At 42.5% G+C, this 26,305-nt stretch carries 29 protein-coding genes, 1 pseudogene and 1 riboswitch; of the genes and pseudogenes, 21 read left to right on the plus strand and 9 right to left on the minus strand.

Annotated elements, in window-relative coordinates; genetic code table 11:
• The first annotated feature begins 266 nt into the window (after positions 1-266).
• The 11 genes from HEQ19_14165 (at position 267) to HEQ19_14210 (ending at position 8,377) form a co-directional block, all read left to right on the plus strand.
• Positions 267-1,640, plus strand: coding sequence for an FAD/NAD(P)-binding protein (locus HEQ19_14165; protein WYM00498.1), 1,374 nt, complete (start codon positions 267-269; stop codon positions 1,638-1,640).
• Between the two features lie 308 nt (positions 1,641-1,948).
• Positions 1,949-3,121, plus strand: coding sequence for a transposase (locus HEQ19_14170; GenBank protein WYM00499.1), 1,173 nt, complete (start codon positions 1,949-1,951; stop codon positions 3,119-3,121).
• Complete coding sequence (gene msrB / locus HEQ19_14175) at positions 3,108-3,590, plus strand: peptide-methionine (R)-S-oxide reductase MsrB (protein WYM00500.1); 483 nt, start codon at positions 3,108-3,110, stop codon at positions 3,588-3,590. Before HEQ19_14170 ends, msrB begins: the two co-directional genes overlap by 14 nt.
• 36 nt (positions 3,591-3,626) lie before the next feature.
• On the plus strand, positions 3,627-3,767 hold the full coding sequence (locus HEQ19_31005; protein ID WZI67213.1) for a hypothetical protein: 141 nt from the start codon (positions 3,627-3,629) through the stop codon (positions 3,765-3,767).
• 214 nt (positions 3,768-3,981) lie between these two features.
• Positions 3,982-4,623 (plus strand): hypothetical protein, encoded by a 642-nt coding sequence (locus HEQ19_14180; protein WYM00501.1) that lies wholly within the window; start codon positions 3,982-3,984, stop codon positions 4,621-4,623.
• A gap of 10 nt (positions 4,624-4,633) precedes the next feature.
• Positions 4,634-5,440, plus strand: coding sequence for a pentapeptide repeat-containing protein (locus HEQ19_14185; GenBank protein ID WYM00502.1), 807 nt, complete (start codon positions 4,634-4,636; stop codon positions 5,438-5,440).
• Between the two features lie 135 nt (positions 5,441-5,575).
• Complete coding sequence (locus tag HEQ19_14190; GenBank protein ID WYM00503.1) at positions 5,576-5,803, plus strand: hypothetical protein; 228 nt, start codon at positions 5,576-5,578, stop codon at positions 5,801-5,803.
• Positions 5,793-6,209: a putative toxin-antitoxin system toxin component, PIN family gene (locus tag HEQ19_14195; GenBank protein WYM00504.1), complete on the plus strand. Its 417-nt coding sequence runs from the start codon at positions 5,793-5,795 to the stop codon at positions 6,207-6,209. The genes HEQ19_14190 and HEQ19_14195 overlap by 11 nt, the downstream gene beginning before the upstream one ends.
• A gap of 458 nt (positions 6,210-6,667) precedes the next feature.
• On the plus strand, positions 6,668-6,988 hold the full coding sequence (locus HEQ19_14200; GenBank protein ID WYM03405.2) for a hypothetical protein: 321 nt from the start codon (positions 6,668-6,670) through the stop codon (positions 6,986-6,988).
• Positions 6,989-7,011: 23 nt separating this feature from the next.
• Positions 7,012-7,977, plus strand: coding sequence for an acetamidase/formamidase family protein (locus HEQ19_14205; protein ID WYM00505.1), 966 nt, complete (start codon positions 7,012-7,014; stop codon positions 7,975-7,977).
• Positions 7,978-8,005: 28 nt separating this feature from the next.
• Positions 8,006-8,377: a TSUP family transporter gene (locus HEQ19_14210; GenBank protein WYM00506.1), complete on the plus strand. Its 372-nt coding sequence runs from the start codon at positions 8,006-8,008 to the stop codon at positions 8,375-8,377.
• 163 nt (positions 8,378-8,540) lie between these two features.
• Here HEQ19_14210 and HEQ19_14215 read toward each other — a convergent pair whose 3' ends face one another.
• On the minus strand, positions 8,541-8,756 hold the full coding sequence (locus HEQ19_14215; GenBank protein WYM00507.1) for a hypothetical protein: 216 nt from the start codon (positions 8,754-8,756) through the stop codon (positions 8,541-8,543).
• Positions 8,757-8,816: 60 nt separating this feature from the next.
• On the opposite strand from HEQ19_14215, the gene HEQ19_14220 reads away from it, so the two are divergent.
• On the plus strand, positions 8,817-9,965 hold the full coding sequence (locus tag HEQ19_14220; protein ID WYM03406.1) for a BMP family ABC transporter substrate-binding protein: 1,149 nt from the start codon (positions 8,817-8,819) through the stop codon (positions 9,963-9,965).
• A 769-nt stretch (positions 9,966-10,734) separates the two neighbouring features.
• Here the strand turns inward: HEQ19_14220 and HEQ19_14225 are convergent.
• Positions 10,735-11,229: an ureidoglycolate lyase gene (locus HEQ19_14225; GenBank protein WYM00508.1), complete on the minus strand. Its 495-nt coding sequence runs from the start codon at positions 11,227-11,229 to the stop codon at positions 10,735-10,737.
• 30 nt (positions 11,230-11,259) lie between these two features.
• Positions 11,260-11,400: riboswitch (cobalamin riboswitch) on the plus strand.
• A gap of 25 nt (positions 11,401-11,425) precedes the next feature.
• Between HEQ19_14225 and HEQ19_14230 the strand changes: the two genes are divergently transcribed.
• Genes HEQ19_14230 through HEQ19_14245 form a run of 4 tightly spaced genes read left to right on the plus strand, consistent with a single transcriptional unit; the run spans position 11,426 to position 14,111 of the window.
• The gene (locus HEQ19_14230; GenBank protein ID WYM00509.1) at positions 11,426-12,205 is read left to right on the plus strand and encodes an energy-coupling factor ABC transporter permease; all 780 of its coding nucleotides are present in this window, start codon (positions 11,426-11,428) and stop codon (positions 12,203-12,205) included.
• Positions 12,192-12,494, plus strand: coding sequence for an energy-coupling factor ABC transporter substrate-binding protein (locus HEQ19_14235; protein WYM00510.1), 303 nt, complete (start codon positions 12,192-12,194; stop codon positions 12,492-12,494). The genes HEQ19_14230 and HEQ19_14235 overlap by 14 nt, the downstream gene beginning before the upstream one ends.
• On the plus strand, positions 12,491-13,303 hold the full coding sequence (gene cbiQ, locus HEQ19_14240; GenBank protein WYM00511.1) for a cobalt ECF transporter T component CbiQ: 813 nt from the start codon (positions 12,491-12,493) through the stop codon (positions 13,301-13,303). The genes HEQ19_14235 and cbiQ overlap by 4 nt, the downstream gene beginning before the upstream one ends.
• Entirely contained in the window at positions 13,278-14,111 is an 834-nt protein-coding gene (locus HEQ19_14245) for an ABC transporter ATP-binding protein (GenBank protein WYM00512.1), read from the plus strand. Before cbiQ ends, HEQ19_14245 begins: the two co-directional genes overlap by 26 nt.
• An 80-nt stretch (positions 14,112-14,191) precedes the next feature.
• Here the strand turns inward: HEQ19_14245 and HEQ19_31010 are convergent, their stop codons facing one another.
• Both HEQ19_31010 and HEQ19_14255 read right to left on the minus strand, forming a co-directional pair.
• On the minus strand, positions 14,192-14,821 hold the full coding sequence (locus HEQ19_31010) for a hypothetical protein (GenBank protein ID WZI67214.1): 630 nt from the start codon (positions 14,819-14,821) through the stop codon (positions 14,192-14,194).
• 142 nt (positions 14,822-14,963) lie between these two features.
• Positions 14,964-15,437 (minus strand): annotated as a pseudogene (locus HEQ19_14255) (Rpn family recombination-promoting nuclease/putative transposase).
• 234 nt (positions 15,438-15,671) lie between these two features.
• Between HEQ19_14255 and HEQ19_14260 the strand changes: the two are divergent.
• From HEQ19_14260 to HEQ19_14270, 3 genes are all read left to right on the plus strand, one after another.
• The gene (locus HEQ19_14260) at positions 15,672-16,340 is read left to right on the plus strand and encodes a ribonuclease (protein ID WYM00513.1); all 669 of its coding nucleotides are present in this window, start codon (positions 15,672-15,674) and stop codon (positions 16,338-16,340) included.
• Between the two features lie 598 nt (positions 16,341-16,938).
• Entirely contained in the window at positions 16,939-17,205 is a 267-nt protein-coding gene (locus tag HEQ19_14265) for an AbrB/MazE/SpoVT family DNA-binding domain-containing protein (protein ID WYM00514.1), read from the plus strand.
• The gene (locus HEQ19_14270; GenBank protein WYM00515.1) at positions 17,202-17,582 is read left to right on the plus strand and encodes a type II toxin-antitoxin system VapC family toxin; all 381 of its coding nucleotides are present in this window, start codon (positions 17,202-17,204) and stop codon (positions 17,580-17,582) included. The genes HEQ19_14265 and HEQ19_14270 overlap by 4 nt, the downstream gene beginning before the upstream one ends.
• Positions 17,583-17,607: 25 nt before the next feature.
• Here the strand turns inward: HEQ19_14270 and upp are convergent, their stop codons facing one another.
• From upp to HEQ19_14285, 3 genes are all read right to left on the minus strand, one after another.
• Entirely contained in the window at positions 17,608-18,243 is a 636-nt protein-coding gene (gene upp / locus HEQ19_14275; GenBank protein WYM00516.1) for a uracil phosphoribosyltransferase, read from the minus strand.
• Positions 18,244-18,428: 185 nt separating this feature from the next.
• Positions 18,429-19,685 (minus strand): URC4/urg3 family protein, encoded by a 1,257-nt coding sequence (locus tag HEQ19_14280; GenBank protein WYM00517.1) that lies wholly within the window; start codon positions 19,683-19,685, stop codon positions 18,429-18,431.
• Between the two features lie 340 nt (positions 19,686-20,025).
• A complete protein-coding gene (locus tag HEQ19_14285; GenBank protein ID WYM00518.1) occupies positions 20,026-21,285 on the minus strand; it encodes a GTP cyclohydrolase II in 1,260 nt (419 codons plus the stop codon).
• Between the two features lie 266 nt (positions 21,286-21,551).
• Between HEQ19_14285 and HEQ19_14290 the strand changes: the two genes are divergently transcribed.
• Positions 21,552-22,022 carry a tetratricopeptide repeat protein gene (locus tag HEQ19_14290; protein WYM00519.1) on the plus strand — a complete coding sequence of 157 codons (471 nt, stop codon included), beginning with the start codon at positions 21,552-21,554 and terminating at the stop codon, positions 22,020-22,022.
• Positions 22,023-22,212: 190 nt separating this feature from the next.
• Here the strand turns inward: HEQ19_14290 and devC are convergent, their stop codons facing one another.
• Positions 22,213-23,385 carry an ABC transporter permease DevC gene (gene devC / locus HEQ19_14295; GenBank protein ID WYM03407.1) on the minus strand — a complete coding sequence of 391 codons (1,173 nt, stop codon included), beginning with the start codon at positions 23,383-23,385 and terminating at the stop codon, positions 22,213-22,215.
• A gap of 45 nt (positions 23,386-23,430) precedes the next feature.
• Here devC and HEQ19_14300 point away from each other — a divergent pair, with 45 nt between their 5' ends.
• Positions 23,431-23,640 carry a hypothetical protein gene (locus HEQ19_14300; protein ID WYM00520.1) on the plus strand — a complete coding sequence of 70 codons (210 nt, stop codon included), beginning with the start codon at positions 23,431-23,433 and terminating at the stop codon, positions 23,638-23,640.
• 35 nt (positions 23,641-23,675) lie between these two features.
• On the opposite strand, the gene HEQ19_14305 is transcribed toward HEQ19_14300, so the two are convergent.
• The gene (locus HEQ19_14305; GenBank protein ID WYM03408.2) at positions 23,676-24,875 is read right to left on the minus strand and encodes an ABC exporter membrane fusion protein; all 1,200 of its coding nucleotides are present in this window, start codon (positions 24,873-24,875) and stop codon (positions 23,676-23,678) included.
• Positions 24,876-26,305: the final 1,430 nt, after the last annotated feature.

The following is a 26,305-nucleotide window of genomic DNA, read 5'->3' on the forward strand; positions in this document are numbered from 1 at the left end:
CCACAGTATTGGCACTTAGATTTTCCCAGTCGAATGAGTAAATCTGCGTTAAGCTGCATATCTATGCACGACCATTACAGCAATTTTCATTCATTTGAACCACAGATCTTCGTAGGGGCGCAAGGCCTTGCGCCCCTACCCTGTGGTCTATTTACCTGAAAATGGCTGTAACAGACATCTCGGTGCATTCTCCAAGCTCATCTAAAGTTGAGCGAGTTTCTGTCCGGTATCCCCATCAAGAATAATTCGCCTAACTTTTTGGAGTTATGTCTCAAAATAGATCCCAAGCGATCGCCATTATTGGTGGCGGTTACAGTGGCGTAATGGTTGCTGTTCACCTGCTTTTAAGTGCAACTTCTCCACTTACCATCAAACTGATTGAGCGCCGTCCGGTGATTGGAGAAGGAATTGCCTACAGCACTGAATTAGATTCCCACTTGTTAAATGTACCAGCTGGTAAAATCAGCTCCTTTGCTGATGACCCTGACCATTTCCTCCGTTGGTTGCAAAATCAAAACATTCCCGCTGTTAACGCCGATACCTTCGTACCTCGTAAGCTTTACAGTCAGTATATTCAAGCTATTTTAAATCAAGCCGAAGCAGGTGCTGCTACCGGGGTACGCTTAGATCGGTTGCATGATGAAGCGGTTTCTCTCAAGACTACACCAGAAAGCGTGACGATTGGCTTAAGATCAGGAGAAATCCTCAAAGTTGATCGCGTCGTACTCGCCCTAGGTAATTTACCAGCAGCTAATCCACCTGTTCAAGACCCAAGTTTCTACGAGAGTAAACGTTATCTTAGCTGCGTATGGTCTAAAAAGTGGTTGACAAACCTATCTGCTAATGACCCACTAGTCTTGATTGGTGCAGGTTTGACAGCCTTCGATGTAGTTGTAGCCCTGCATCGACAAGGATATAAAGGGACGATTGATATCGTCTCACGCCGGGGTTTATTATCCCAAAGTCACAAATCTACAGATGCTTACCACAGCTTCCTCAAAGCAGAACAGGCTCCTAAGAACATCCGGGCCTTGGTGCGCTTAGTTAGACAAGAAATCAAGAAAGCCTTGGCTTTAGGATATGACTGGCGTGCAGTTATTGATACACTGCGCCCAGAAAACCAAGCCATTTGGCTGGCTCTCCCCTTATCTGAACAGCGACGGTTTCTGCGCCATGTCCGAACCTATTGGGATATCCATCGTCATCGAGCAGCACCAGAAGTTGCCCAAACTATCACTGAGCTAATCGACGCGCAGCAAGTAGTTGTACATGCTGGACGCATTCTAGCCTATGAAGAAGACGCCGACGGTGTAAACGTAGTCATCCGCCACCGTGGTAGCACAAAGACTGATATTTTACGGGCTGGGCTGGTGATTAACTGTACTGGTTCTCAGTACAACTATCGCAAATACCAGCATCCTCTAATTCAGGAACTGCTGACATCAGGACTAATTAACCTTCACGCCCTCAATTTAGGCTTAGAAGTTGCTCCCAACGGCGCACTTGTGGACGCCAACGGTAACATTTCCCAGCAACTTTATACCCTAGGTCCGCCGCAAATAGGTTATCTCTGGGAAACCACAGCAGTACCTAACATCCGTCAGCAAGCAAAGCTGCTGGCTGAAGAATTGCTGCTTTAGGGACTGACAGAAGAGGCGGAGGAGCAGGGGGAGCAATAAGATCCCCGCAGAATTTTAGATTTTAGATTTTAGATTAAATCCAAAATCCAAAACTTGTACTGAGCGAAGTCGAAGTATCCAAAATCTAAAATTGTTTGCCCCCCCGCCCCTATTTAGCGAATTTTCAGGAATTTCTCAGGGGTAGCTCAGGGCGATCGCACATCATAGTCAATAAGTCCAATAATAGATATATGAACAAGCGGTATTTTTTACCAAAGAAATGGGTTTAAAGCCTCGCCCTTCTAGGGCGACTTTGATATAATATTGTCATGAAAACACTAAAGTTTAAGCTGTACGAACACAAAAGGAATAGACACCTGAAACGGATGATCAACGCCGCAGGGGTGATCTATAATCATTGTATTGCTCTACATAAACGGTACTATCGCATGTGGGGCAAACACTTAAACTGTGCAAAACTCCAGTCTCATATTGCCAAATTAAGAAAACGTCATCAATTTTGGCAATCAATCGGTTCTCAAGCAGTGCAAGATATCTGTCAACGCATAGAGAAAGCCTACCAATTATTTTTTAAACATAATAAAAAAGGAGTCAGACCACCGGGTTTTAAAAAGGTTAAAAAATACAAATCATTCACGCTTAAACAAGCAGGTTATAAACTCTTAAATGGGAATAGAATTAAAATTGCCAATCGAGTTTATCAATTTTGGAAATCTAGAGAAGTAGAGGGAAAAATCAAAACATTAACCATTAAACGCACTGCACTAGGTGAGTTATTTATGGTGATTGTAGTTGATAATGAGTTAGAACCAGAAATTAAATCAACGACTGGTAAAATAGCGGGGTTTGATTTCGGATTGAAGACATTTCTAACTTGCTCTGATGGAACTTTAATTGATTCTCCACAATTTCTCAAGCAATCTCTGAATGCTATTAAGAAAGCTAGTAAAAACCACTCCAAAAAGGTAAAACGGTCAAATAATCGTGAAAGAGCTAGAAAGAATTTAGTTCGTCAACATGAAAATGTTTGTAACCGCAGACGGGATTGGTTCTGGAAATTAGCTCATGAATTGACAGACAAGTTTGATGTTTTATGTTTTGAAACCCTAAACCTCAAAGGTATGCAACGTCTTTGGGGTAGAAAAATATCAGATGTAGCTTTTGGAGAATTTCTCCAAATATTGTCATGGGTAACTAAAAAGAAAAACAAACAACTTGTTTATATAGATCAATGGTATCCATCTAGTAAAACTTGTTCTCATTGTGGGCATATTTTAGAAAATCTAGATTTATCCATAAGACAGTGGCGTTGTCCGTCTTGTCAATCAATTAATGGACGTGATGAAAACGCCGCGAGAAATATTCAAATGGTTGGGGCATCAACCATTGGGTTAGGTGATGTTAGACTGGCTACGCCTGCAATTGCCGTTAGCAGCCCAGAATCCCCACCCTTCAAGGGTGGGGAGTATGTCAAAAGCTAGTGCAGTAATAGTCGGCGGAACATTATTATTACCCCAGATCTTTAATCGGAGAACAAAAACGATGGCAACTTCCAATACTAATTTTGAAATTAGCAAATCAGATGCTGAGTGGCAGACAATTTTAACACCAGAACAGTTTCGGGTATTGCGGAAACATGGAACGGAACGCGCTTTCACTAGTCCACTGGATAAAGAATATACTGAAGGCACTTTTGTGTGTGCTGGGTGTGAACTACCGTTGTTTACATCAGAAACTAAATTTAACAGCGGTACTGGCTGGCCTAGCTTTTTTCAACCAATTGAGGGGGCGATCGCTACCACTGTAGACAGGTCGTTGTTTATGACCAGAACGGAAGTGCATTGTAGTCGCTGTGGTGGTCATCTAGGTCATGTGTTTGACGATGGCCCAGCACCCACTGGCAAACGCTACTGCATGAATGGTGTAGCCATGAAGTTTATTGCCGCCTAATTAGCATGGGGCACTTGTACTGAGCGAAGCCGAAGTATGGGGCATGGGGCATGGGGCATGGGGCATCAAAAAGATTTCCTTGTGCCCAATCCCCAATCCCCAATCCCCAATCCCCAATCCCCAATCCCCAATCCCCAATCCCCAATACCTAGTCGTTATGTGGTAGTTTCAGGTTGACATACTCCCTGATCTGAAAGTTCAGGGATTCTGGATTCAAACAGCAATAGCAGGCATAGCCCGTCTTACATCACCTAGCCCGACAGACAATGCCCTGCCTGTTGCCACTATTTTACCAAAAAGCCGTCCTAGAAGGACGGGGCTTTAGACCCAGTTTTTTTGGTAAACTCAAATATTGCAATAGAAATTACCCTGATGACTGGAGAGCATAACTTTGGGAATAGAACTACGCAGTTTCGTATTTCTCGACAGCTTGCAACCGCAACATGCAGCATATATAGGAACAGTAGCCCAAGGTTTCTTGCCATTACCAGGGGATACATCGTTGTGGATTGAAATTTCTCCGGGGATTGAAATCAATCGAATTACAGATGTAGCGCTCAAAGCCGCTTCTGTGCGTCCTGGTGTACAGGTAGTTGAGCGATTGTATGGTCTACTGGAAGTACATTCTGGCTCTCAAGGCGAAACGCGAGCAGCTGGTCAAGCAATTTTGGCGATGTTGGGAGTGAAAAAAGAAGAATGTCTCAAACCGCGTGTGGTTTCTAGTCAAATTATCCGCAATATTGACGCCTACCAAGCACAATTGATCAATCGCACACGCCGGGGACAGCTATTACTGTCAGGACAAACGCTGTATGTCTTAGAAGTTGAACCTGCAGCTTACGCCGCACTGGCTGCAAATGAAGCGGAAAAAGCAGCTTTGATTAACATCCTGGAGGTGCAAGCTGTAGGAAGCTTTGGAAGGCTGTACTTGGGTGGACAAGAACGAGATATTCTTGCAGGTGCAGCAGGGGCGAAGACAGCGATTGAAAATGTCGCTGGTCGGGTAAATCCTCAAGGTGGACGCCAGGAATAAAGGAGAGAAAATGGCAAATCGTGAGCATCTGAGATTATTGCAAGCAGGTGCAGTTACATGGATTGAGTGGAGAAAGCAAAATCCCCAGATTGTACCAGACCTGAGTGGGGCAAATTTGCAAGGGGATAACCTCCGAGGCGCAAATCTTCAGGGGGTAAATTTAAGCAATGTAGATCTAAGTCTGGCTTTACTCGTGCGAGCCAACCTCAGTGGTGCTAACCTCAGTAGCGCTTATCTTTGCAAAGCATTGCTCATTGAAGCAAATCTGAACGGGGCTAACTTCAGTGTGGCTAACTTAAGCGGTGCTACACTGGCACAGGCAGATTTAAGTAATGCCAATTTGATTGGCTCAGATTTGAGTGAGGCGAATCTCAGAGGCGCTATTATTGCTGATGCCAACCTGATTGGAACTGACTTGAGACACGCTAATTTGCGAGAAGCGGATTTAGGAACAACCAAGCTGATTCGCGCTAACCTCAGTTTTGCTAATTTAATCAGCGCTAACTTGATTGCGGCTGACCTGAGCGAGGCTAATCTCTACGAAGCGGAAGTGATGGGTGCTTACCTTTACAAAGCTAATTTGTCTAAAGCTAATCTCAACAAAGTTCACCTGAGTAGTGCATACATGTTACGGGCTAACTTGAGTCAGGCAGACTTGAGAAGTGCTAACTTGAGTTGGACTAACCTCAGTGGCGCAAATTTGGCTCTGGCGAATCTCAGAGGCGCGAATCTCAGAGGTGCGAATCTGAGCGGTGCGAATCTGAGCGGTGCGAATCTACAGGGGGTAATTATGCCCGATTCTACCAAAAATGATTAGGTGAATCACATTATTGGCCAGCACAAAGCCAAAATTCAAGAAGCCATTAAAAGAAGACACCGCCCTTATCACCAACGCCGTCACAGGTAAAATAGATGTACGTCAAGTCCCCATCACCTAACTCCAGAAAGCACCATGACTCAAAAAAACTATCAACTCCCTCTAACCTTCGAGCAAATTCTTAATCTTGTCCTACAACTTCCAGCACAAGAACAAGAACAACTCATTCAAGAAATCAAGAAAAGCTCTCCAAAAAATCAAGATGAAGATTTACTTAGTGTTTTTGACAGAATCGGCAGAAAAGCTCAAGCTAAAGGACTAACCGAAGAAACTCTAGAAGAATTACTCGCCGATGAATCATAAACTAATTGTCATTGACACAAATGTTTTACTTAGTGCTGCCCTGAGTCCTGATGGAACAGCCCGTAAAGCCCTAGATAAAGCCTATAAAGAATTCAAAATTGCTCAAAGCGAGGAAACTTATCAAGAATTAAACACACGAATTTACAAACGTAAGTTCGATAAATATATCTCAGATGAAGACCGACAATATTTTTTGAAAGTAGTTCAAAAATACAGTCAATTTATAGAAATAAAATCTCAAATAAACACCTGTAGAGATCCAGATGACAACAAATTTTTAGAACTTGCTAAAGATGCTAACGCACAATTCTTAATTACAGGAGATCAAGACCTTTTATCACTCAAGACTTTAGCCGAATATCAAAACCAGATTATTACTTCGAGAGACTTTCTTGACCTTGATTAATTCACCTTTATATAGCGCTTCTCATTCAGATGAGGTACAAGATTATATCGCTAGGTGTAGGGGCACGGCAATGCCGTGCCCCTACGGGTGTACCGCACTAGGCCGGGAAACGCTATACCTAATTATGTTTATACTGCACACTTCATGCACACGGAAGTTCAAGAAGGAAGCAGCGATCGCCGATATTCCCTTCAATCCTCCGCAGTGTTAAATTCATCTTGCACAGCTTCCACACTGTGGGCTTAGACTCTTGCCTGTAAATTTTACTATTCGCACGTAATACCATTTCACCAAAACTCTGATACATATAGAAGCCAGTAGGGGCACGGCAATGCCGTGCCCCTACCAACGTATTTGTATCATACTTAAAGTGAAACGGTATAAGACTGAGTAGTTAAAATTTTTATACGGTAAAAAAATGTCTCTTGTGCTGTATAATCCGCCATCATGACTGGAATATGAACGAATTGCCACCTGGACGCTTTAAAGTTTTACTGGCTTGTGTTCCTCATTACTCCTTACTCATTACTCATTACTCCTTACTCATTACTCATTACTCCTTACTCATTACTCATTACTCATTACTCCTTACTCATTACTCATTACTCCTTACTCATTACTCCTTACTCCTTACTCCTTACTCCTTACTCCTTACTCCTTACTCCTTACTCCTTACTCCTTACTCATTACTCCTTACTCCTTACTCATTACTCATTACTCCTTACTCCTTACTGCTTACTCCTTACTCCTTACTCCAAAACCGCTATCCTAAGTATTAATATTTAGGAAGCATGATAAGACTATGACTCACCACATTTTAAAAGCTACCAGAGAAACCGTGCATCTTGGTGGTTTTTCCCATATGTTAGCACCAGCACTAACTATTGATTCTGGTGACACAGTTGACGTGGAAACTTACACGGGGTATCACATTTACGACAAAGCACCAGCCGAGTTTCTGACGCCTGAATTTGTCGATATTTGCCAAAATCTGCCGCCAGAGCGCAAAATTGCTGGTGGTCCGCATTTACTGACGGGGCCGATTTATGTCCGGGGTGCCCAAGCAGGGGATGTTTTGGAGGTAGAATTAAAGGCGATCGCACCAAGTGTACCAGTTGGCTTCAATGCAATACGTACAGGTTGGGGTGCCTTACCCAGCCAGTTTCAACAACCAGCCCTGAGATTTATTCCCCTAGATTTAGAAAATCATATCGCGGAATTTCCCGCCGATACTGGCATCAAAATTCCCCTCAAACCCTTTTTTGGTATTCTTGGTGTCGCTACCCCAGAAATTTCTCGAAATTCTATTCCGCCTGGTGCATATGGTGGTAATATTGATAACCGCGAATTGCAAGCGGGTGCAAAAATATTTTTACCTATTTTCGTTCCTGGAGCATTGTTTTCCATTGGTGATGGTCATTCAGCCCAAGGAGATGGTGAAGTTAATGTCACTGCCATTGAAACTTCGATGAAGGGTAGAATTATGCTCAAACTGCGTCAAGATTTGCAACTCAAAACCCCGATTGCTGAAACTCCTACTGATTTGATCACAATGGGGTTTGGTGAAACTTTAGATGCAGCTTTAGAACAGGCTTTAAAAAACATGATTAATTTCCTGGAATGTTTCACAAATTTGTCCTCAGAAGAAGCTTATGTTTTGTGTAGTTTGGCGGTGAATTTTCGCATTACCCAAGTTGTTAATAGTCCATTTAAAGGGGTTCACGGCATGATATCAAAATCTATTTTTTCTCAGGGAATTAATTTATAATAAACAATCTATTAATTAATGATTTTTTATGTCTACTCTACTCATCCAACTGTTGCTCATCGGTCTTGTAGCTGGCGTGGCTGGCGGTCTGTTTGGCATTGGTGGCGGTGCAATTATGCTACCTGCAATGGTGCTAATAATTGGTCTAGATCAAAAGTTAGCAACTGGGACTTCTCTAGCAGCACAAATTTTACCCATTGGCATTTTAGGAGCAGCAGTTTACCATCGCAGTGGCAACATTAATCTCAAATATGCTGTCTTCATTGCTATTGGTCTATTAGTGGGAAACTTCTTCGGAGCGTTATTTGCTAATCAGCCATTTATTAGCAGTGAGACTATGAAGAAGCTGTATGGCATCTTTTTGTTACTCATTGGTGTACGATATTTGTTTTTCAGATAAGGGAATTCCCAAAAACCAAAACATAATGATATACACTTACGGGAACATCCAAAATTTTTTCTTCTAATGACAATTTTATTCGTGCCGTGCCCCTACGACAATTTTCCTTAACTGAACTGTATTGACCATCAACTAAGTAAGTCGGTAATTGCACCGAACTATATTACAAAACGTAAATATTCCCCAAACCCTTACCGATGACAAATGACAAATGACAAATGACAAATGACAAATGACAAATGACAAATGACCAATGACCAATGACCAATGACCAATGACCAATGACCAATGACCAATGACCAATGACCAATGACAAATGACAAATGACAAATGACAAATGACAAATGACAAATGACAAACGACAAATGACAAATGACAAATGACGACCAAAGCAAGTAAGGTTTATTTGCGCCTACCTACTTACACACAATTGATAAATATGGATCGTCGTCAGTTTCTCAAGTATACAACGTTAGCTGGTGCTGGCTTTACCTTAGCCGCCTGTATCCCCAATAAAAACTCGAATTCACCGGCGGAGGTTTCGCCCCCAGTATCACCTGTGGCGACGAATGAACCTTTAAAAGTAGGATTTGTTTACATGGGAACTGTAGGGGATTTCGGGTGGACTTATTCCCATGATTTAGGTCGCAGAGAAATGGAAGCGAATCTTCAGGATAAGGTGAAAACTACTTTTGTCGAAAATGTCAACGGAGATGCTGAAGCCGAGAGGGTAATTCGCCAACTAGCATTAGATGGTAACAAGCTGATTTTCACAACTTTCTTTGGTTACATGAAACCGACAATTAAAATTGCCAAGGATTTTCCTCATGTTGTGTTTGAAAATTGTGCCGGAGATAAACGCGCTGCTAATGTTGGTACTTATTTGGGACGCTTTGAACAGACTCGCTACTTAACCGGTATGATTGCTGGTAAAATGACAAAATCTAATATTATTGGTTTTATCGGGGCATACCCAATACCTGAAGTAATTCGGGGGATAAATGCATTTACTCAAGGATTGCGGGTAACAAATCCTCGCGCCAAAGTTAAAGTTTTATGGGTACAAAGTTGGTACGAACCAGCTAAAGAACGAGAAGCTGCACAAACTTTGGTAAATTTAGGTGCGGATGTGCTAATACAAAATACAGACTCAGTGGCGATTGTACAATTAGCAGAAGAAAAAGGAATTTATGCTTTTGGTAACAATACTGATATGAGCAAATTTGCTCCAACAGCGCACCTGACATCAGCCATTAATAAATGGGGAAAGTTTTATACTGATACAGCTTTGACTGTGATGAATAACACCTGGAAGGCTAAAAATGTTTGGGATGGTATTGGTGAAGGAATGGTAGATATTTCTCCAATGAATCAGCTAATTCCTAACGATATTCAGCAATTGGTAAACAGCAAACGTGATGAATTTATTCAAGGTGTAGCCCATCCTTTTGATGGTCCGGTGAAAGACCAAAAAGCAGTGGTGCGAGTACCAAAGGGTAAAGTATTAGATGATCAGGGACAACTGCTTATGGATTGGTATGTTGAAGGGATTGAAGATTCTACCCCTGTCGGTAAAATTCAAAATTAATGAAATTGGCTGTAAATGAAGCATGTTTGAGGGTGGGGTTACAGCATTGCGCCTTACCCACCCTACTATCTTTATTTCTTTTTGTGGTATATTTTTACTGTGTATTCCTCATCTGGCTTTTTCTCTTCTATTGGTTTTGGGTAATGAATAGTCACTGCCATCAAAAAAATCAACAAGGCAAATACTTCCATCTGTCTGACTCCTTGTTAATGACGAAAAAAGCTGTAATATTAGCAGTCTAAATTACACAAGAACAGCACTTAAATTGTTGTGAATAACTTTACCAACTGAGATATTTCCAGAACATAGGGGCTAGTACCGCTGTGCGTAATTCGGAATTCGTGAGGGTTTGTGACCTTGCTAATGGGTGGTTTATTTACGCGGTGCTGTACTAGTCATTTAATAGTGGCTGATTCACATGAGTTACAGGAATCAAGAATTAATCGTAAATAGACCCTGATGGAAGTAGATAAATCTGTATCTCATCTAAATTAGAAGCCCTATATCTGTAGTATACGTAGTCTTGACTAAAAAATCTCTCTATCTAAAGATAGATATACTTAAGCAAGAAAACTTAGTAAGTAAAAATTACTACAGTGAACAAAAGTTGCCCTGTTAACCCATCCAGCACGAAATCAGGTTTTTGTTTTTGGCAGCAAATATAATGATTTACAATCGACTAAAAATTAGTTCATTAGAGGATATTTGAAAAGTTCCCGGCGATTAGAAATCGCTACTACACAAACATAGCGGACTTTTAAAACATCCTCTAAAGCATTTCCAACTCTAATTGATGACTTTTGAGAAAATCATGAGTTAAATGATCGACTACATTCGTATCACTCAACTCCAAATTATAAAAATCCACAAATTCATGGTCAAAATATGGTCCCGCGTGCCAAGTTCCTAGGTTTAAGTTAATAAAACAATTCCCCGGAATGCGGAAAGCTGCTATCTCATCTAATACAGGTTCATTTAGTTCATTATAAGCAGGACAAACTGCAATTAACCAGTCTTTTCCCTCTAAAGAACCTAAAGCCTGAGTGCATTTACTATGGCGAGTAATTTTACTAAACTTCCGCCCTCTTTTTTGCAGGTGCATAATATAAAATCGCGGCGTCCCATTTTGAAGATTTAATTGAGCATCTTCTGCATCGAACACTTTACCATCTTGACTGGGAAAAATTACCTGTCCATAGGGTCGGAAATTTTCTGGTGTTACTAATTTAGTTTGCAATTGTTTTATCGTCTGTGATGTATTCATAAGAAATGTTGTTGAAAATTTGGGAATGGTGATATATTTACTGAAATCGGTTCTGATGGGGACAAGCCATCGGACGCAAGGGGGAAAGACCGGTGAAAATCTGGCGCTGTCCCGCAACTGTGAGCCAAAATATGGTAAGTCAGGATGCCCGCCGTTTGCAACCAATCCCTTTACATCAATCTGCGAGGTACAGATTATGTCCAGAAAGCAGCAGGGTTTAGCCAGTCTTACCCTGATGGGAATTATCAGTTTTTATCTAGTCGTTGGTTTACCCAAACCCGCGTACGCCATGCACATTATGGAAGGTTTTTTACCAGTGCAGTGGGCAATTTTTTGGTGGGTTGTGGCATTACCCTTTTTCATTTTAGGATTACGGAGTCTGACTCGCATTACCCAAGCTAACCCAGAACTGAAACTACTCCTGGGCTTGGCTGGTGCTTTTACTTTCGTCCTGTCAGCGTTGAAAATCCCTTCGGTAACAGGTAGCTGTTCGCACCCAACAGGAACGGGTTTAGGCGCAGTCCTGTTTGGGCCTCTTACCATGTCGGTTTTGGGTAGCTTGGTGCTGTTGTTTCAAGCCCTATTATTAGCACATGGTGGTTTGACGACATTGGGCGCAAATGCTTTTTCGATGGCGATCGCCGGACCATTTGCAGCTTATTGGATATATCATCTCACAATGCGGCTCTTGGGGAAACAAAAAATCGCCATATTTTTAGCAGCAGCATTAGCAGATTTACTCACCTACATTATTACTTCCATCCAACTCGCCTTAGCTTTTCCCGCACCGGTTGGTGGCTTTATCGCTTCATTGATCAAATTTGCCGGCATTTTTGCGTTTACTCAAGTTCCCTTAGCAATTAGTGAAGGATTACTAACTGTACTGGTGTGGAACTCGTTACAATCCTATAATCCTCAAGAATTAGAACTGTTAAAATTAATCAAGCGAGAAACCCAAAGTAATGAATCAGTCTAAAAAAGGCTTGAGTAACTGGCTATTGGTGGTAGCTGTGTTAGCTTTAGCAATTGCACCGTTAATATTTGTGCGTGATGGAAAATTTGGCGGTGCTGATGACAAAGCTAAAGCCGCTATTAGCGAACTACAACCAGAATATAAACCTTGGTTTAAATCACCATTAGAACCTCCCAGCAGTGAAATAGCCAGTTTATTATTTGCTTCTCAAGCCGCAGTGGGTGCTGGCGTAGTTGGTTACGTAATTGGATTATATAAAGGACGTTCCCAACAAAAAAGACCTGAAGAATGAACCTGCAACTCGATACCTTAGCTTACACTAACCGACTGCGAGGATTACCACCAGAACATAAAGTAATTTTTGCATTTACAACTCTGATTATTTCCCTTTGTACTCATCCTCTAGTTCAAGTGTTGACGGCGTTATGGATGGGAATTTGGACAGTTATTTATGCCAAAATCCCTGTAGGAATCTATTTGAAATTGTTAACATTTGCCAGCTTTTTTTGGTTGACCAGCTTACCCGCACTGATGCTGAATGGTGTATCTATTTCTGACTTATCAAAAGTGCAAGCCGATGCATGGTATGGGCTAAACTTCGGTTATTATTATATTTATATCAGTCATAGTGGCAGTATCCAAGCTTGGTCAATTTTCAGCCGTGCATTTGCTGCAGTGTCTTGTCTATATTTTCTGATGTTAACTGTCCCTTTTGCTGAGATTTTACAAACTCTGCGGCGCGTCAGATTTCCAGTTTTGTTGACCGATTTGTTATTACTCATGTATCGGTTTATTTTCATCCTGCTGAAAACAGCCGCCGAATTGTGGACAGCCCAAAATTCCCGTGGTGGTTACTCCACCTGGCACAATGGAATGAAAAGTTTAGCAATACTTATCGGACAACTACTGCAACGCAGCTTACAACAATATAGTCAATTCTCCCTGGGACTGCAAGCACGGGGTATGCAAGGAGAATTTCGAGTTTTGCATCCCCGTCGCTATCGTCCCCAAATGCGATATATCATCGAAGCAATTTTCGGTTGTTTGCTATTAATAGTATTAGAAATTTGGCTGAATGCAAGAATATTTACTCGAATTTGAACAGGTATATTACACTTATCCCGGCGCACAGCAATCAGCTTTGAATGGTCTAACCATGAGGATTCCCTCTGGTAAAAGGTGTGCCTTAATTGGTCAAAATGGTTGTGGTAAAACAACATTATTTTTATTAGCCAACGGTTTATATAAACCCGCTTCTGGGATTATCCGCTGGCGTGGTGAACCCTTAGCTTATAATCGGAATTTTCTCGCAAAATTACGGCAAAAAGTCGGCTTAATATTTCAAGACCCAGAACAACAATTAGTAGCTGCTACCGTTGAAGAAGATATATCCTATGGTTTGTGTAATTTAGGCTTACCAGAAGTAGAAATTAAAGAGCGAGTAGAGCAAGCATTAGTTGAATTTGGCTTGACTGATTTAGCGCAACGACCAGTACATCATCTCAGTTTAGGGCAAAAAAAGCGAGTTTCCATAGCTGATGTGATGGTACTACAACCCGAACTATTAGTATTAGACGAGCCTACAGCCTATTTAGATGTCAAACATACCCGAAACTTGATAGCAACCATGAAAAAAATCCATGAAGATGGCACTACTTTGTTGATGGCAACCCACGATTTAGATTTAGTATATAAATGGGCAGATTGGATTTTCGTCATGGATCAAGGGCGACTGGTGTTAGAAGGTAAACCACAAGATGTATTTAGCCAGCGTCAACTTTTATCAAATTTAGAGTTGGGTGTCCCATTGATATATGAGATATTATTTGATGGACTATCCCTTGAGGATGGAGCAGTTATCCAGCGATTGCGACAGCGGATATTAGACCTATTTCATAATTTTAAGTGAAAATAAGTAGGTCGGCTATTGAACCGTACTGGCTTTGGTCGTCATTGGTCATTGGTCATTGGTAAGGATTTGAGACATATTTACATTTCGTAATTGACAAATTCTTGGTTTATGGCTATTATTTCTGCTTGAATTGCTGGGTCATTTGCCATATTTATCAGCTGTTGTTCAATGCTTTCTGGCAGAATATTTGAAATATCTCTCAACGAAATTACTTTCATGTTGTGGATAATTCGCTCAACCAACCACAACTGTTCTTGGTGAGATAGACGACTAATAGATTCTTCAATTTGATGCAAATCTGAGGAATTAATAAAACTCAAATAATTAACACCAAAGCCAAAATAACGCCGCATCAAATCTAACCATATTGAGTTTAAATTGTCAGTTTTATTTTCAAGAGCTATTTTTTTAGCTAGCTCTTGAATTGTGGTATCAATATCTTGTATAATTCTAGCTGCTAAAGAGTCTTTCCCTCTACCCCATTTTGAGTCACGACCAAGTTGATAGCGTAAAAAATTTTTAATTACTTCTGGACTTTCTGTTATTTGGGAAACTCGCAACAATTCACGAAATTTTGATTCTTCTAATTCACTAGATAAAACTTTGTTGTCTATAATGTTCTGAATAGCATTAAATAATTCATCTTCAGCTTTACGAATACTATTCTGAATATGAATATTTTGATTTTGCTCTGATATGTAACTCATTTAGCCGACTCCTAATTCTAGTTAAAAATATTTAGAGGTTAGGTTGGAAATAATCGCATCATGACCACAAGGAATCACACTAAAGTGAGTCTCGCCGTGGAAAGACGGTTGATAAAATAAAGAACCGCAGATGATTTACAAATTATTGATTTGGCGGCGTTTGTTGTGCTATTTGCTGGACTTGTGCAACATCTAAATCTAACGCCTGTGCTATCTGTTCCATAGTTAAACCCAGTGCTAACAGTTTAGGTACAGCTGCTAATTTTGCCTCAAAACGACCTTCTTGCTTACCTTCTTGCTTACCTTCTTGCTTACCTTCTTGATAAACCCGCGTTTGCTTTAATTCGCTGAGACTAAACATTGCTTCTATCTCCTGACGACTCATTTTCGGAAATTTATAAACCAAGATTGTCTCTATTAATTCTAGTAATTGTTTTTGTGGAAGTTGCAAATTTACTGCTTGCTGGGTGCGGTTGATTAATTCCCTCGCAGTGATAATTGCTGTATCTTCCTCTTCAATTACTAATTTGATTGTAGCAATACCTATGGGGAGTGATGCAGCCTCGCCTAATTCATCCAAATAAATTCGCCTCACCCGCTGACTCGTAAAAAATTCAGTATAGCAGGGGACTGGGGACACAACGACCGCTCAGTGCATCGCTGGGGACACAACGACCGCTCAGTGCATCGCTGGGGACTGGGTTACAAGTCTGATTGTGTCTAGGTTTTATCATCAGTTAATGTCCTAAGCACTTTGGCGGTTGCTGTAAGTTAAAAATTTTGCAATTTCCAATTTATACTTGTTAAAGTATACTTTATCACTTTTACATGACAAGCTCGTCTCGTAAATATGCTGTTAAAGAAATTGCTGGTAGCATCTTCACTCTTGCTAACTGGTATTGCTATAGCCAATACCGCCAACGCTCAATATCGGGGTACACCAGGTAAATTTGACTTGTACGTCCTGGCGTTATCTTGGTCTCCAGATTATTGTGCGACAAATGGGAACCCTGACCAAAAGCAGTGTAGTTCAGGGAAGAAACTTGGATTTGTACTACATGGGTTGTGGCCTCAGTACCAAAAAGGTTATCCGGCTAATTGTTCTACTCAAAAATTATCACAAGCAATCAAGCAGCAATTTCCAGGTTTGTATCCCAGTGATAGCCTCTACAATCATGAATGGGAAAAACATGGCACTTGTTCGGGAAGAAATCCTACAAAATACCTCGCATTATCTAAACAGTTAAAAGATTCTATCGCGATTCCTCAAGCTTACAATCTTCCTAATCAACCCTTCCGCACCACAGTCAAAGACCTACAAAGTACATTTTTGAGTTCTAATAGTACATTCACAGCTAATGGAATAGCACCTTATTGTTCAGGTTCAGGCAGATTTTTGAAAGAAGTCTTCTTTTGCTATTCTAAAGACGGTAAACCTGGTGCTTGTACTGCCGAAATTTTGAGTAGTTCTCAAAAAAGCTGTGGTCAGTCAAACTTTTTGGTAAGAAACGTCAGATAAGGGATTTTTAACGAAAAAATATTCAAGTTTAGACAGCCCACAGCGATCGCTCTGGTAGCTGAGGTTTCCTGGGAAATCGTGGATGAGGGTAGATTCATGCCATATATTAGTAATATGTGGCATGAATGAAAAAAGTTGCCCGATCAGGAATAATGTCAGTAACCCAGCCCTAAAGGGACTGGGCTTGTAAGAGAAATCAAGCAAGCCGTACTGACCAGACCACCCTGAGCGTAGTTGTACCCCGTTGGGGGAAGCCGTTCGCGTAGCGTCTCGGAGAGAAGGCTAGGGTAGCCGTTATTTGAGTCATGACACCTCGGAATGCGTAGCTAGTTCCCCGCTCTGTCGCTGTAAGTTAAACAGTTCTAAGGTCACTGGAACAGTGCTTTCAGCCTAACAAGCTCTTATAACAGGTCTAAGCTAACATTACTGGAACAGCAAGGCGATTCCCGGCATACAGGGAAAGTGGTAAATACTGTTCCTCTATTTACCGCCCCCGCAAGGGGACTGCGATTAAAATCGTACCCTTCGGGAAGCACGCTACGTGCCGCTTCCCTCTCAGGTCTGAAGACGCTGAGTTTCCCGCATCCCGTGAGGTTTTATGAATGAACCATCCAAATCTGTAGAAGTCCATCTCGGTCGCCAGGGGCGGTTGGTGATTCCCGCTAGATTACGGCGATCGCTAGGTTTTGAAACAGGGGATGCTCTGATAGCTCGCCAGGAAGAGGGGCGATTGGTGCTGGAGAAACCAGAAACGATCAAATTGCGGCTGAAGGCTCGGTTCTCGCAGGTACCGAAGGACAGAAGTTTAGCAGATGAATTAATCACCGAACGCCGCGAAGAAGCAAAAAGGGAAGAGGCTGAATGACGGTTGTTCTCGATGCTTCGGCGCTGCTGGTTTACCTGAAGGATGAGCCGGGGTGTGATATTGTGGAAGAAGTACTAGCTGAGTCTGTGATTTCGAGCGTGAATTGGTCCGAGGTGATTCAGAAGGCGATCGCCCTGGGGGTAGTTGTTGACGGAATGCAGGATGATTTGCAGTCGCTGGGGCTGGTGCTAGAGCCGTTTACACCAGAGGATGGCGAGGTAGCGGGACGGCTCTGGGAACAAACCCGCCAGTATGGGTTGTCTTTAGGAGACCGCGCCTGTTTGAGTTTGGGGTTGCGGTTGGGAGTTACTGTTTTTACAAGCGACCGCGCATGGCTCAATCTCGATTTGGGTTTGGATATCCGTGCGGTGCGCTAACAATCTTTTTGTCGTGATTTCATCCTTATTTTGTACCAAATAAGCGATCGCCTGCATCTCCCAAACCGGGGATAATATAGCCATGTTCATCCAGATAGTCATCAATAGCAGCCGTATACACCGGCACATCAGGATGGACTTCACAGAAATGGTTGAGTCCTTCTGGTGCTGCGAGTAAACAGACAAATTTAATTGACAGCGGATTAGTAGATTTCAGCCTTTCCACAGCAGCAACAGCAGAATTACCAGTTGCTACCATAGGGTCAACAACAATCATATCTCGCTGCTCCACGTCATCGGGAACTTTAAAATAATACTCAACGGGAATCAAGGTTTTCGGGTCACGGTATAAACCCACATGTCCCACCCGTGCAGATGGCATTAATTCTAGCATCCCATCCAAAATTCCCTGTCCGGCCCGCATCACTGAAACTAACACCAGCTTTTTATCGGGGGCTAGCACTGGTGCATTCATCGGCGCGAGTGGTGTTTTAATCTGTTCATATTTTAGCGGTAAATCTCGCGTAACTTCATAAGCCAACAACAAACTTACTTCTTTGACAAGATTACGAAATTTAGTTGTACTGGTTTCAGCCCTACGCATCAGTGTCAGTTTGTGCTGAATTAATGGATGCTCAATTAGTGTTACTTGATTTTGCATATTAGTTATTAGTCATTAGTCATTAGTCATTAGTCATTTGTCATTAGTCATTTGTCATTAGTCATTAGTCATTTGTCATTAGTCATTTGTCATTGTCAAAATACACCGATATTGCAACGGCTCTTTAGCCCCCGGATTCATCCGTGGGGTAGTTCAGAAGCGTCAGGACAAACGAGTAGTCATAGTTAGAATACAGTACCATCACTTTCTATTTGTATGGGGGGTATACCACCTGTTCTGAGTTCAGCGGCTATTTTGCGCCCAGCTGTCCAGGTTCCCCCTTGCAGAATTTTTACCAATGGTAATTCCTCCGTACTCATGCCCAACTTCTGCCGTACCGAAGCAGCAATCTGATCCAAGAGAATCACAGTCAAAGCACGCCATTCAACTATAAATGCTGATGACACCGAATGGGGCGATCGCAAAATCTCTGGATTTTTCACACTAATTAACCCCAAATCAAGACATAACCCGCCATTGCGATATTCTGGTAAACCCGTGAGGACATCTAAACCAGTGATAACTAAACCGAGTTCCTGTAAGGGTTCCAATAGCGAGTAAGTCAACCACTGGGATAATTTGTGAAAAGGCACTAAACCATCATCGCTCACATCTGGGTGAAACCAGACATCCCCCAAATTCACCCCAGCCACTTGTAATCTTGAAGGCCAAATATCACTCAGTCCTTCCAGCACCGCACTTAACACAGTTGCAGCAGCTAACTGCCCATTTTCAGACTTACCCACAAGATAATTTACCAGATTTCCTGGTCGCGGATTCTCATCCCCAAATATTTGAGGACAAGCCAGTAAAACCTCACCTAATTTTTGCAATAATTGCCAACGCCCAACCATTCCCACCAAAGGATTTTCAGCACTTACACCAAACCCAGTAGCTAATTCTGACTCAGTTAATGCTTGCAACTTTTGAGCATCGACTTTCGGCAAACCATCACTTCCAAAAGCCCCAGCACAAAACATCTGGAAACTCGCTACAGCCAATCCTTCCGAACGCCCCAACCGCAAACCAGTTTCCTGCTCATGATAACACCAACGATTCCCCGCCCCCGCATCCAACAACACACTCACAATTGCCAAATCAAACTTAGCCGCAGCCCTTTCCCCAGGCGTTAATCCCGCCAACAGAGTATCCAACTTAGCCAAGCGTCCCACACCTTGTCCCTCAAAATGTCGCCACCGACTGTGAAACGGAATTTGCAGATCCGGGTATTCTAAACCCATCACCCCAATCACATAATCCGCCACCAGTCCCAACCGAGACAAATCACAAACAAAATACTCCGACTTCCCACCACATACCAAACCAAACAACTCTCCACACCGTTCCCTAATAGCCACCGGCGAACGAAGATATGCAATCACCTCCCCCTCCTCACTCTGCGCCCTCTGCGCCCTCTGCGCCTCTGCGGTTCGTTTCTTCATACTTCACCTTCTGACAAATTAAAAAAATCTCCAATTTGTAGGGTGCGTCATACCATTTCACCAAAACTCTGATACATATAGATTTCCCGTAAGGGCACGGCAATGCCGTGCCCCTACCAACGTATTTGTATCATACTTAAAGTGAAACGGTATCAGTACCCAACCCAAGTTTTCTCATTTCTGACGCACCCTACGGACTTGACCCTCCGAATTTTAGATTTTGGATTTTGGATTTTAGATTTTTGGGGTACGAGCAAGACTCCATGTGTCTGTAAAAATCCAAAAGACGCTCCTACGTCGCTAACGCAAATCTAAAATCCAAAATTGGTTGACTAGGAGATTAATCTACCAAGTTTCGCCCCTTGACTTGGGACAAACCATCTGTATCTAAAACATCTCCTGTGGTATAATAACCAGCGGCTTTTTTCGCTTCAATTTCTACCCGTGCATCTTGGGGAATCAACTCTTCGGGAATTGGCACCCGTTCGACAATCTCAATCCCCGCCTGAGTAATAGCGTTGTACTTCATATTACTCATCGATACCATCCGGTCAATGCGGGTAATACCCAACCAGTGCAACACATCGGGCATCAATTCTTGCATCCGCATATCTTGCACACCCGCGACACATTCTGTACGGGCAAAATATGCATCAGCGCGATCGCCTCCTTCTTGACGCTTGCGGGCATTGTAAACTAGGAATTTAGTCACTTCACCCAGGGCGCGTCCTTCTTTGCGACAATAGACAATTACACCCACACCCCCCATCTGGGCTGTTTCTACACATACCTCAATCCCATGTACCAAATAGGGGCGACAGGTGCAGATGTCGGAACCAAAGACATCAGAACCGTTGCATTCATCATGAACGCGGACTGCTACAGGTTTATCGGGATCAGCGATCGCCGCTAGATCACCGACAATATACACCGTTACGCCGCCAATAGGTGGTAAAAAGACTTCCAAATCGGATCGCGTTACTAATTCTGGGAACATCCCCCCAGTTTGTTCAAATAAAGCGCGGCGTAACTCAGCTTCGGAAATACCAAAGCGCTTGGCCAGTCCCGGTAAATACCACACCGGCTCAATTGCGGCTTTGGTGACGACTAAATCACCGCCTGGTTTCATAATTTTACCATCAACTTGTAAGCGCCCTTTGGTCACAGCTTCTTGCAGTTCCGGCATATTGATGTGAGCTTGGGTAATGGCGATTGTTGGTCGGATATCATACCCCTTGGCGTAATAAGATGTGAATACCTCACTGGCGATCGCCCCAAACGGGTCAAGGGAAACTATTTTTTCAGGGTCAGCCCAACTAGGGAAAGGTCCAATCTGGGCGACTGGGGATGTATTGGTCAAATCGGCACGATGATCTGACTGTAAAGCACCACTAGCCACTGCTAAAGCCCGATACACCGCATAACTACCAGAATGAGTGCCAATGACATTACGATGTCCCTGCTTAGTCAGTGTAGCAATAATCGGTCCGCGTTGCATCGGGTCTGATACCCCCCATTGAATGGGGATCGGCTTTGGACCGCAGCTACTGGGATGGGAAGTCAGAACAATATGCCTCGAAACGCTTTTTGGCTTTGGCATAGTCGTTTGTTTTTTGTAATGTTTTTATGAACGATTAGTCATTCAAGATTGGTAAATTTGCAACAGTGACTATGGAGTATGAAACTTTACTGTCATCATCAGGATTAACGATTTTAAATAGTATTTTTGAATACAGACAACAAATAACATACTAATTGTCTAATTAGCAATTGCAATAAGAGAATTTAAAGATACCTTTAAAAATGACTGAGAAGGAAATTTTGTGCGAAAGTTGATATAAAGATACAATTACCTAGACCAAATTCATGGATTCTTTATCTATCAATTCCTTACTTGAAGATTTGAAAAATTCCGATGCCACAGTTAGGGAGCAGGCGACGAAGAAAATCTGGCGGATCTGGTTTCAGCAGAAGGGAATTTATGGCTTGGAAAGAATTGAGCATAGTCAAAAGTTACTGGATGCTGGGGAAACTACTCAAGCCGAAGCCGCACTGACAAATCTCATCAAAGAACAACCCGATTTTGGCGAAGCTTGGAATCGTCGAGCTTTTTTATACTACAGCACTGGCGATTATAAAAAGTCTTTGGCGGATTGTCAGATGGTTCTCCATATCAATCCTGTACATTTTGGCGCACTACATGGTATGGGCTTGTGCTACGCCGCTTTGGGAGAGTATGGTGCGGCGATTAAAGCTTTTAAACGTGCTTTATCAATTCAGCCCTATTCTCTGGTGAATCAAAAGTTGATTTTGGAATGTACATTTAGACTTAGCTAACACAGCACTGTATAAAAAGTATAATTTTGTATCGAGTCTCTCCTGTAATTATGGTGATAACGAAACATGATAATTAATTAATTATCGGCAGGAAACTTGACTGCGATCAGGTGCCAACGGCTAGCCGCAATAAATAGAATTTAGGGGCTAGCCCGCCGTTGACAACCTGGTATGCTCCATTCCCCATCGTCTAAAACATATCAGCGGGGTCAGCAGATCGTAATTTACGGGTGGCGATCGCACCGGAAATGGCACACATAATAACAGTTAAAATCAACACCTGTAATGCTCGCAGAGCGGTCATGTACATTGGTAAATTTGTCGCGTTGCGAGTTAGATAATAAAGGCCTAAAGAAACTACTGTTCCGGGAATGAAGCCCAGCATTGCTAAAATGACTGCTTCTTCAAAGACGACACCTAGCAGGTATAAATTACGATATCCCATTGCTTTGAAGGTGGCATATTCTCTGACATGGGTATTGACATCTGTGGAGAGGATTTGATAAACGAGAATCACCCCGACGGAAAATCCCATTGATACACCCAGGTTAAAAATAAATCCAATAGGGGAGTTTCGCCGCCAAAAGTCATTCTCAAATTCAATAAATTCTTCGCGGGTCAAGACTTTGACATCATCTTTCAAGTGTGCTTTTAATCCCGCTACCACCAAGTTTCGGTCAGCACCTGGTTGCACCTCAATCAAACCTACACTAATACTGGAGGCTAATTGCCGGGGAAATAGCCGCAAAAAGTTTTCATCGCTGGTCATCAATGTACCATCAGCGCCAAAGGAAGCCCCGATTTGGAATAAACCAATAATCTGAATTGTGCGGCGTTCGATTTCGGTAGTGACAATTTTACCCTGTTCTATTTGGGCGATGGTCTGTTTGTAATCTCCTCTAGAACCACGGTCAAATATAACAGTATCAGGCTGCTTGATTGCCTGCAATTGTTGATTAACTCCTGGTAAATCCAAAACTGGCTTGTCTGGATTGACCCCAATCACTAAAATCTCCGTATCTCGTCGTGTTTGGGGATTCTTCCAGATCATATTGCTGACATACATCGCCTCTGCGGACTTCACCCCTGGTACATCCATTGCTTGGTACAATCGCCGACGAGAAAAGGTAGAGATTCTTTGCAGGTTACGGGTTTGGGAACCGATTAAAACGATGTCTGAGTGCAAACTGCGGTGTAATCTGGTGTTACTGTCATACAGGGCACTCTGAAAGCCAAACTGCATGAACATGAGAACATCAGCAAAGGCAATACCTGATAATGCTACCAAAAGCCGACTTTTTTCATGACTTAGTTGCAGCCATCCTAGAGGTGTTCGTCGCTGCAGTTTTTGGATGAGTCCCATCAAATGAGGAATGAGTAATGAGTAATGAGTAATGAGTAATGAGGAATGGGGAATGGGGAATGGGGAATGGGGAATGAGGAATGGGGAATGAGTGATGAGTGGATTATTTTTAAGTTTCGAGTTCCCCGCTTGAAGTTTCGAGTTTCCAGCTTGAAGTTTCGAGTTCTAATACCGTTTCACTTTAAGTATGATACAAATACGTTGGTAGGGGCACGGCAATGCCGTGCCCTTACGGGAAATCTATATGTAACCTAAAACTCCAATCCCCAATCCCCAATCCCCAATCCCTGTCAAAATTGAATTACCACCTTGACTTGCATATTGGTAAACTTGGCAGCTTTCTGACTAGAGGTTTCATCAAGTCGGATATGAACTGTAATGACTCTACCGTCAATATTGCTGGAGGGGTCGGAGTTGATCACGTTCTGGCGACGTACTTGTAAGCCAAGACTATCAACTGTTCCGCGCAATTCGCTTGGTAAGAAATCATTGATTACTCGTACCCGCTGTCCTGGATGAACTTTGCTGATGTCGCTTTCGTAAACTTCGGCGACGACGTACATTTGGTTGGTTTGTCCAATATTAGCAATACCATCATCTGATACCAATTCTCCAGGACGGGTGTGGATCTCAAATACTTGTCCATCTTGGGGCGATCGCACGTAGGCTTGTTGTAAATTTGTTTTGGCACGATTCATGGCTGCTACGGCACGATTGACTTCTGCTTGGGCAAGTTCTATATCTACTGCTGGGACTTCTGTAATCCGATCTAGGTTGGCTTTGGCTTCTTGGAGTTTTTGCTGGCTGGCTGACTGGATACGTTTCAACTGTGCTTGTTCTTGTTCCAGGCTTTTGTGGGTAGTTTCCAGGGTTAAGCGTTTGCTTTCCTGTTGGGAGGCGGAAATTGCTCCTTCTTGATAGAGTTGCTGATAGCGTTTGTCTTCGGCTGCGGCGTTTTTCGCAGTGGCTTGTAAGCGTGCAACTGTGGCTATTTGCGCCTCGATATCGCCAAGGCGTTCAGCTTCTAGGCGGCTGATGGTTGCTTTTTGGGCTGTGATTTCACCGCGTTTAGGGCCTGCTTGCGTTTTAGCGAGATTCGCCTGTGATACTTTCACTTGTGCCTGTGCTTCTTTTAAGGCTGCTTGCAGGCGATCGCGACTGTCTAAAATAGCAATTACCTGCCCTTTTTTGACTGTATCTCCTTCCTTGACTAATAACTGCTCTACTCTACTCCCTTCCGCAGATACGGTAGCAGAAAGTTTAATTACTTCTCCTTTTGGTTCTAGGCTTCCCAGGGCTGTCACAGTTGTAATTTCTGGCAATTTTGTTGCGGTTGATTGTGTTTCTGAATTGCCGAAATATTGCCAGCGTTTGACTGTATAAAAGCTGATTCCACAAACCAGTAAAGATGAAACTATACCTATAATAATGGATGGACGCAGAATAGATTTAGGGGACAATGTGTACCCTATCTTGGAATTTTGCACCATAGATTACCTCTTACTAGTGGCGCAGAAAAACTGACTTACTTCATGTTAATTTTCTGTGGTTTTATCGCGGACTATTACCTTGAAAAAATGAATTGATTTTTTAACGATTCCATGACATCACATAATTTAGCTGGACATGAGAAAAAAGTCTTTCTCACAAAATGAAAAACTTATACCTTAAGTCAATTACTTTTGTTTTGTTAAGGTGTAAGGATGTAGGTATATTAAACTCTTTAACAAAGACGGTTTGTAACAGCGCCAACAATCAGAGTTAAATTATGTTATTTATTGAAGTTGATAAACTACTACACTTTTAGAAATAATTCTCAAAATTTAATGATTAGTTTAAATCAACACAATCATGAATTAACCGCCGATACACGTCGATAAATATGTGACCAAATAGCGATTACTCCCGAACCGCTGGAAGATTACCGTTCGCGGAGCGTCCCGTAGGGAAATAATTTTGATCTCACGCATTCGCGAAGCGTCCCGTAGGGAAGGCGCATTCGCGGAGCGTCTGTCTTCGACACGCTACGCGAACGCAGAGAAGGCGCATTCGCGGAGCGTCTGTCTTCGACACGCTACGCGAACGCAGAGAAGAAGGAAAATTATAGGTAATCTTAGACCGGGAAGGGAGTAGTTCCACCAAGATCAATGGTCGGGGCACGGCGACAGTAATATTTTGGTTTGGTGGATAAGAATTGTTGCAGTATCATCAATGGTCGGGGCACGGCGACAGTAATATTTTGGTTTGGTGGATAAGAATTGTTGCAGTATCATCAATGGTCGGGGCACGGCGACAGTAATATTTTGGTTTGGTGGATAAGAATTGTTGCAGTATCATCAATGGTCGGGGCACGGCGACAGTAATATTTTGGTTTGGTGGATAAGAATTGTTGCAGTATCATCAATGGTCGGGGCACGGCGACAGTAATATTTTGGTTTGGTGGATAAGAATTGTTGCAGTATCATCAATGGTCGGGGCACGGCGACAGTAATATTTTAGTTTGGTGGATAAGAATTGTTGCAGTATCATCAATGGTCGGGGCACGGCGACAGTAATATTTTAGTTTGGTGGATAAGAATTGTTGCAGTATCATCAATGGTCGGGGCACGGCGACAGTAATATTTTAGTTTGGTGGATAAGAATTGTTGCAGTATCATCAATGGTCGGGGCACGGCGACAGTAATATTTTAGTTTGGTGGATAAGAATTGTTGCAGTATCATCAATGGTCGGGGCACGGCGACAGTAATATTTTAGTTTGGTGGATAAGAATTGTTGCAGTATCATCAATGGTCGGGGCACGGCGACAGTAATATTTTAGTTTGGTGGATAAGAATTGTTGCAGTATCATCAATGGTCGGGGCACGGCGACAGTAATATTTTAGTTTGGTGGATAATATCACTGATGCCGTGCCCCTACTG

The organism is Gloeotrichia echinulata CP02 (genome assembly GCA_038087035.1).
GTDB lineage: Bacteria > Cyanobacteriota > Cyanobacteriia > Cyanobacteriales > Nostocaceae > Gloeotrichia > Gloeotrichia echinulata.